This is a genomic window from Paenibacillus sp. HGF5 (genome assembly GCF_000204455.1).
Lineage (GTDB): Bacteria > Bacillota > Bacilli > Paenibacillales > Paenibacillaceae > Paenibacillus_AQ > Paenibacillus_AQ lautus_A.
The window spans coordinates 64,124-71,156 of sequence record NZ_AEXS01000107.1; the positions used below are offsets into that span (position 1 = coordinate 64,124).

A 7,033-nucleotide genomic window follows, 5' to 3' on the forward strand; every position below is an offset into this window, starting at 1 on the left:
TCACATAAACCCATATTAACATAAACGCCCCCCCACTTCATCTGAAGGCCCATCGGATAGGCAAGGGCGGACTTCCCTGCTAGAAAGCCGCCCCTGCCTGTATCACTCTATTAAAATACCTGCTCTTTAATATGCGTCTCGTTGAAGCGCGGCGGATTAAACCAGTTGCCGCTCTGTGCCCAGGTCGGGTCAAGAGGTATCCAGCGCTTCTCTTCGCTCAAGTAGACTTCATTCCATGCGTGCGGACCATAACCGCCTTGTCCGTTATATCCCCTGCCGGTAACCACTCTGACCTTAAGATCCTGGGACCTCGCCATCATGGCATACAACCGGGCGTAATCAATGCATACCCCTAACCTCGTATCGTAGGTATCCTGCGGCGTCTGCTCTTTCCATATGCGCTGCTCTTCATACAGCGTCACTTTGTCGTGGTCATATGCGATCCGGCTGCCTACCCAATCATAAAGCTTTCGCGCTTTCTCTTCATCGGTTGACGCCCCCTTCACGACATGGAGAGCCGTCTGCTCGATGCCCTCGGGGATTTGATGGTCGATGACCTCGTACTTCCGCTGAATGATCCCATTCAATTCTTCCTGAACCGACTGGGTAAACACCGGCAGCTTTTCCTTGACGAGAGAACCCGACAAAGGCTCGATCACAGCCCGCGCCCCCTGCTGATAAACCGGAGAAGCCTCGACATACCGGCTGAAGCCGTGATCAGGATTCAGACTGACGAAAATGAATAAGATAGCAATTACAATAATGCTCCGGGCTGCACCCATGATGACGCCGATTCCGGCACCGGTCAGCCGGCTCAGCAGCGATGCCGAGGTTTCTTTTTTCGTTCCGAAGAGTCCCAGCCCGCCTCCCATGATCAGGGAAACCAGCAGCCGCAGCATAAACACGATAGCGGCATAACTCAGCATAAACAGGACCGCAAACCGAAGCAGCGGGAAATCCGCCAGCGATTTTACGGCCGTATAATAAATCTGCTCCCAGAAGCGCAGCTCCCGATTCGGTAAACCGGAGACCGTGCTCAGCCAATCGCCTGCCTTAGGCGACAGCCATAATGTAAAAGGAACGGAGATCGCAAGCCCGACCAGGCGAAGCACCGCGTCCCCCAGAAAAAAACAAGCTTCCCGGCTGAGCGGGAGGCTCCGCGACTCCATCCCTGAATGAGTGAAAAAGCCACAATCAGCAGCAGCAAGATGGTGATTCCGTTCCCATCCAGCACACTTTCCTTCCATGCCGACATCAAACGGTATCCCCTCCTATCCCATGATGTCTTGTCAACGGACGTAAGCTTAACCGCTCATGAACATGCTGCCAGCTTACATCCGCATCCGATTGCGTTCGTCATTTGTTATTTCGATGCCGAATTGCTCTTGGCATCATCGATAAAGCTCTGAATCGTATCGTTGATGTCCCACTTCCCTACCGAAACACCGCGGAAGGTGACTTCCACCTCTTTCGAACCGGCGCTTCCTTTCAGCTCGAGATTGGGCGCTTTAATGGAGTACGTGCCGTCTCCATTCGAAGTATATTGTGCTTCCTTCGCTTCCTTCATCATCATGTTCAGCGCTTCTTTTTTTATCGTATCCACCGTCTCTTCCTTGACCGTGGTTACAACCTCGCCGATTTTGTCGAGGGAAATTCCGCTGTACACCAGCAATCCCCCGATGATGAGCACGGCAAGTGCCCACTTAATGACGGTTCTCACCACATTCAGCACGATAAACAAGATGATTAAGGCGATGGCGATGACCAGCCAATTTTGTTTAAGAAATTCAATCCAGACCTGAGTATCCAATTCGTTTTCACTCCCGTCAATCGTTTCAAAAGCGGCGGTTTATGGCCGTCTTGTTAATTATACATGATACCCCGCAAAGCTGTCAGCCAACCGGGTCTTTTCACAAAAAGGTCTAAGCTTGACCTTTCGTACGTACAAGTAGTAGTACCATATCAACTTTAGCCGGATAGGAGGGTGCCATATTGAAAACCGCTTTATGGCTCTATATGTTTTTGTTTCTGGCGTTTTTTGATTTGCATGCTCAGTATCCTGTACTGACGCCCTTTGCCATTTCGCTTGGAGCAGCCCCTACGTTTATCGGCTGGATGATGGGCATTTATGCTCTAACCCATCTGCCCGGCAACCTGCTTGCGGGCAGTCTGATCGATCGTCACGGCAGCAGACGCTACATTATTTTCAGCCTAACCGCCGCCGGTATCATCCTGCTTCTTCAGGCCCATGTCCAATTGCCCTGGCAGCTGCTCGTGCTCCGCTCGATCAGCGGCTTCGTGCTGGCCTTTCTGTCACCGGCCTGCCTGGCGCTGCTGGCGTCGCTCTCCCGGGATCCCGTTACGCAGGGCAAATATATGTCCGGTCATGGCGTGATCCACACCCTTGCCTCCGTCTTGTCGCCGGCTGCAGGAGCTTTCATCGTCGCCAATGCGGGATTTTCCGGCACATTCCAAAGTCTGGGCTGGCTTTTGATTTTCACAGGCTTAATGGCGTTTCTCAGTCTCCCGAAGCCGATGTCAGCCGCTGCTAAACATAAGGATCAGCAGGCTGAACCGATCAACAACGAGAAGCCGGCACGGCTTCCGTTTAGCTTGCGCTTATATTTGATTCCTTTTGCGATCGCTTGCTCTCAAGGAATCCTGTTCTTTGAAATACCGCTTCGGGAAAGCGGGCTGGCAAGCATTATGTCCACCGGGCTTCTCTTCTCCGTCATTAGCCTTGGAGCCCTGGTCACGCTAAGCATGCTGTTCCTCAACCGTTATGCGCCTCATATCAGGGTGACCATCGGCGTATTCGGGCTGGCCATATGCTTTTACGCCCTAGCTGCAGCAGAACATGTACCGATTATGATTATCCTGTTTACGCTCGGACTTGCCAAAGGCTTGCTATTCCCGGCTCTATCCTCTTTGTTCATTCAGCTCAGCGGCGGAGGCAGGCTTGGCAAAGTGTTCTCATTCCAGTCCATCGCCATGTCGCTGGGATCCTTTGTCGGCCCGATCGCGGCTGGACAGCTGCGCACGGTGGTATCCCCTTATTTTGTTGCGTTTCTCATGCTGATGACGGTTCTGCTGCTGCTTCCCAAACGCAATCGTGAAGCACCTTTGACAGCCATCTCGCCCGAAACCCCAATCTCAACCGTCTGATGAATTTGTACCATGCTATTAACAGCGCCCAAATCAACGCGGATGGGCCATAACACAGTCCATATGGGTAAACCCACATAAGATACAGTGTGGCAAATGACCACGAACATTTAACCAAGGGGTGAAGTAATCATGAGTCATGTTCATCATAAACATTGCCATGGCGGCCATGGAAATTCCGTAGGAATGATTCTTGTATTGTACATTCTGCTCGTCATCATTCTGAGCTGTTTCTAACTAGAATACATGGATTAACCTTATTGCGGCCATCCATTGGATGGCCGTTTATTATGCCTCCTTTTGCATGATCGGCAGAAAACAAGTTACACTATACCTACATCATTCGACGGCAGATCAACATTTCCCGGGGAATGCTGCCAAGGATCTCCGTATCATGACAGAGGTGAAAAAAGATGCCGATATTTCTCATTGTAGAGGGCAAGAACGACCGGAGCCGACTGCGTCGGCTGCTGACTTCGGATATAACCATCCTGTGTACTTTCGGAACGTTAAACACCGCCAAGCTTGAGAGCCTGCATAAACAGGTGAAGGATCAAGAGGTGTACCTTTTTATGGATAACGACAGCTCCGGCAAGAAAATTCGCGGGGCTCTGCGCGACGTCTTTCCAGATGCCGAACAAATCTATACCCGCCGGGGATATGCCGGCGTTGAAGGAACTCCCGACGAATACTTGATTGCCCAGCTGGAGAAGGCAGGGCTGGAGGAATTCATCATCTACCCGCCCCCTGACGTATTCTGATGAAACGTGTCTATTGTCAAGGATCACAAGAGCATCTTGAATGGCTACCATTTTCGCTATTTAAATAAAAAAGGCGTTCTCCATCTTTAACGATAGAGCGCGCCTTTTGGTTTTACCTGCAATTTATTCCTTAATCAAAGCCTTGATGTCCTTCACGATATCCTCGGTCTTCACTTCGGATGGATCCGCAGCATTATAGGTCTTCCGGATATTATTGTCCCGGTCCACCAAGGCAATGGAATTGCCATGCGTGAAATTCGTCGAGTTATTGCCCAGCAGCGGAATTTTGAAAGACTCCTGCATCAGCTTCCGCGTTTCCTCCTGGTCTCCACGCAGGAAGTACCAGCCGCTGTAATCGGCATAGAATCGGTCTCCGAACTCCTTAATCTTCTCTTTCGTATCGGTCACCGGATCAAAGGAGATGGACACAAAGTTAACTTCTTTACCGAATAAACCTTCTTTTTTCAAGTCTTCCTGGATCTGAGACAGAACCAGCGTCGTAATCGGGCACACATCCGGGCAACTGGTGAAATAGAAGTACATAAGCTTCACCTTGCCTTTGGTATCCTCCGACGTGATCGTTTTCCCATCTACATTCTCCATGGAATAGGCAGCAACCTCACGAACGATCGGAAACTTCTCCTTTCCGAATCCAAGCGAGTTGTATACCAGGTAGATGGCTGCTATTACGCATACAGCGAGCAGTACCCAAGTCCATTTGTAACGTTTGAATGCATTCATGACCTTCCCCGTTCTCCCTTCGTCTCAGGCAATCCCTGTTCTATCAGGTTTTAGTGTATCGCTAAAAGCCCAGCCACCTGTTAAAAGGTGGTATTGAGTATGAGAACGATCAGGCTCAAGGTCAAGTAGTTGATGGAGATAATGAATACTTTTTTGGACCAAGCTTCATCGTCCTTGGCACGGAAACCTTGGAGTGCGGCGTAGAGCCACCAAATAGCCAGAAGGAGTCCGATGACCAGAAAGAATATACCGGCATATCCGTATGCGTACATCAGGATGGGAATCGGTATGAGAAGCACCAGGTAAGGAATCATCTGATACTTCGTGCGTTTAATTCCTTTGACAACCGGCAGCAAAGGGAATCCCGCTGCACGGTATTCTTCCACCCGGCGAATGCCCAGCGCCCAGAAATGCGGCGGCTGCCAGAGAAACAGCAGAGCGAAGAGCAGGACGGCTGCCATATCCACGCTTCCGGTCACGGCCACATAGCCGATTACCGGAGGCATGGCACCAGAGATCGCTCCGACCGACGTGCTCCATGTAGAAGAACGTTTAAGCCAGAGAGTGTACACCACAACGTAAACGAACATTCCGACGGCTCCGAATAGGCCTGCCAGCACCCCTGAGAACAGGAACAGGACGGCTAGTCCCACGACCCCCAGAATGACGGCATACCAAAGAACAACCTTGGGTGTCAAACGCCCGGTTGGAAGGGAGCGATTCCGGGTACGCTCCATCTTCATGTCGAGCTCCCGGTCGAAATAGTTATTGAAAACACAGGACGAAGCCATGACAAGCACAGTTCCGAGAAGTGTCATAATCATCAATCCAAATTGGATATCCCAACGCGATGCCAGCCAAAATCCGGCAAAAGCCGCTATCAAATTTGACCGGATGATTCCGGGTTTCGTCACCGTGATAAAATCTTTCCAAGTCCCCGCCTTATCGGGAGGTGCAGGCGCTGCCGAGGCCAGTGCTGCGGATTCTGAAGGAGCCTGGTATCTCAAGTGATTATCCACGTGTTAACGTTCCTCCTTGTATCTGTCGTTATGGAGGAAGTACTGCCTCCGCTATAAAGTTTATCATATCATTAGTAAAAAGTGTTTAGCAATCCTTCGGAATTCATTCCATCTATATGACAATTCAGTGACATTTGGAAGGGATATCACCTTGACGTTTCGCCGTTGTTTAAGGCACAATTTGTCTATGTAGCAGGATGCCTGTCGGGCCCCTGATATGAATACAAAGCCCGGAGCGCTGACATAGCGCTCCGGGCTTCCATACTCACGTTATGAGAGAGAGATTACAGCGTGCGGCCAGACCCCGAAAGAGCCTGTTCAGCTTGCTGTACCAAACGTTTAGTAATGTATCCGCCCAGGGATCCTGTTTCACGGGAAGTATAGTTACCATAGTAACCGTCCTGAGGAATCGTTACGCCTAGTTCTTGAGCAGCCTCGAGTTTCAAACGTTGTAATGCTGCAGTAGCTTGAGGTACAACCAAATTGTTGCTGCGACTTGCCATATTAAAAATCTCCCTTCACTGAATGTCTGTTATTCCAGTGCAAGCTTGCAAACTTATTATGGCTCCTTCTTGCAACGTTATACGTATTTTTAAAATTTTAATCTTTGGAGGTTTTTTTCATAATGAGTAAAGGCTTATCCCTATGGTTTGCGGTATCTTCCATCGTCCTGTTGACCGCCTCCGCCATATCCATCAGCTACAACGGATTTCTGGCCGTCGGTCTGGCACTGCTCTCCATCCTCAACATAGGCTGGGGATTCATTATTAAATCCAAGCGCAAGCCTTCCTAGAAGACCCTTGTTTATTTAGGAGCCAGAAATCCCATCTTGTCCTTCACGCCATCGAGTATTTGGGCCGCGGTCTTCTGCGCCTGCTCGGCTCCCTTGGCGAGAATGTCATGAATTTCACCGGTTTGGCGAATTTCGTAGTATCTGTTTTGAAGTGGCTCCAGAGCGGCTACTACAACTTCGCCAAGCTCCTTCTTGAATGCCCCGTACATTTTTCCTTCGAAACGAGACTGCACTTCCTGCAAAGACACTCCTGCGCACTCCGAATAGATGCTCATCAGATTGCTCACCTCAGGCTTAGCGGAAGGATCATACACCACTTCGGCTCCGGAGTCGGTTGTAGCCCGGCTGATTTTCTTGCGAATTTGATCCGGCGTATCCAGCATTGCGATATAACTGCCCTCAACCGGATTGCTCTTGCTCATCTTTTTGGAGGCGTCGTCCAGCGACATGATTCGGGCACCGACTTCAGGGATGAACGGTTCCGGAATATTGAAATACGGACCGAACCGATGATTGAAGCGTGCAGCCAAATCGCGCGTGATTTCCAGATGCTG

7 protein-coding genes and 2 pseudogenes are annotated in these 7,033 nt (G+C 50.3%); 3 read left to right on the forward strand and 6 right to left on the reverse strand.

Annotation, left to right across the window (positions count from 1 at the left end; genetic code table 11):
- Positions 1-110 precede the first annotated feature (110 nt).
- Positions 111-1,258: pseudogene (locus tag HMPREF9412_RS17150) on the reverse strand (transglutaminase domain-containing protein).
- 105 nt (positions 1,259-1,363) lie between these two features.
- Complete coding sequence (locus HMPREF9412_RS17155) at positions 1,364-1,810, reverse strand: hypothetical protein (protein ID WP_009592905.1); 447 nt, start codon at positions 1,808-1,810, stop codon at positions 1,364-1,366.
- Between the two features lie 182 nt (positions 1,811-1,992).
- Here HMPREF9412_RS17155 and HMPREF9412_RS17160 point away from each other — a divergent pair, with 182 nt between their 5' ends.
- Positions 1,993-3,165 (forward strand): MFS transporter, encoded by a 1,173-nt coding sequence (locus tag HMPREF9412_RS17160; protein ID WP_009592901.1) that lies wholly within the window; start codon positions 1,993-1,995, stop codon positions 3,163-3,165.
- A 413-nt stretch (positions 3,166-3,578) separates the two neighbouring features.
- Entirely contained in the window at positions 3,579-3,926 is a 348-nt protein-coding gene (locus HMPREF9412_RS17165) for a toprim domain-containing protein (RefSeq protein ID WP_009592860.1), read from the forward strand.
- A 123-nt stretch (positions 3,927-4,049) separates the two neighbouring features.
- On the opposite strand, the gene HMPREF9412_RS17170 is transcribed toward HMPREF9412_RS17165, so the two are convergent.
- From HMPREF9412_RS17170 to HMPREF9412_RS17180, 3 genes are all read right to left on the reverse strand, one after another.
- A complete protein-coding gene (locus HMPREF9412_RS17170) occupies positions 4,050-4,667 on the reverse strand; it encodes an SCO family protein (protein WP_009592915.1) in 618 nt (205 codons plus the stop codon).
- Positions 4,668-4,747: 80 nt separating this feature from the next.
- Positions 4,748-5,686: a heme o synthase gene (gene cyoE, locus HMPREF9412_RS17175; protein ID WP_009592896.1), complete on the reverse strand. Its 939-nt coding sequence runs from the start codon at positions 5,684-5,686 to the stop codon at positions 4,748-4,750.
- A 284-nt stretch (positions 5,687-5,970) separates the two neighbouring features.
- Entirely contained in the window at positions 5,971-6,189 is a 219-nt protein-coding gene (locus HMPREF9412_RS17180; protein WP_009592890.1) for an alpha/beta-type small acid-soluble spore protein, read from the reverse strand.
- Between the two features lie 122 nt (positions 6,190-6,311).
- Here HMPREF9412_RS17180 and HMPREF9412_RS32960 point away from each other — a divergent pair, with 122 nt between their 5' ends.
- Positions 6,312-6,479, forward strand: a complete 168-nt coding sequence (locus tag HMPREF9412_RS32960; RefSeq protein ID WP_009592873.1) for a hypothetical protein — start codon at positions 6,312-6,314, stop codon at positions 6,477-6,479.
- 11 nt (positions 6,480-6,490) lie between these two features.
- On the opposite strand, the pseudogene HMPREF9412_RS17185 reads toward HMPREF9412_RS32960, so the two are convergent.
- Positions 6,491-7,033 (reverse strand): annotated as a pseudogene (locus HMPREF9412_RS17185) (tryptophan--tRNA ligase); the annotation flags it as partial.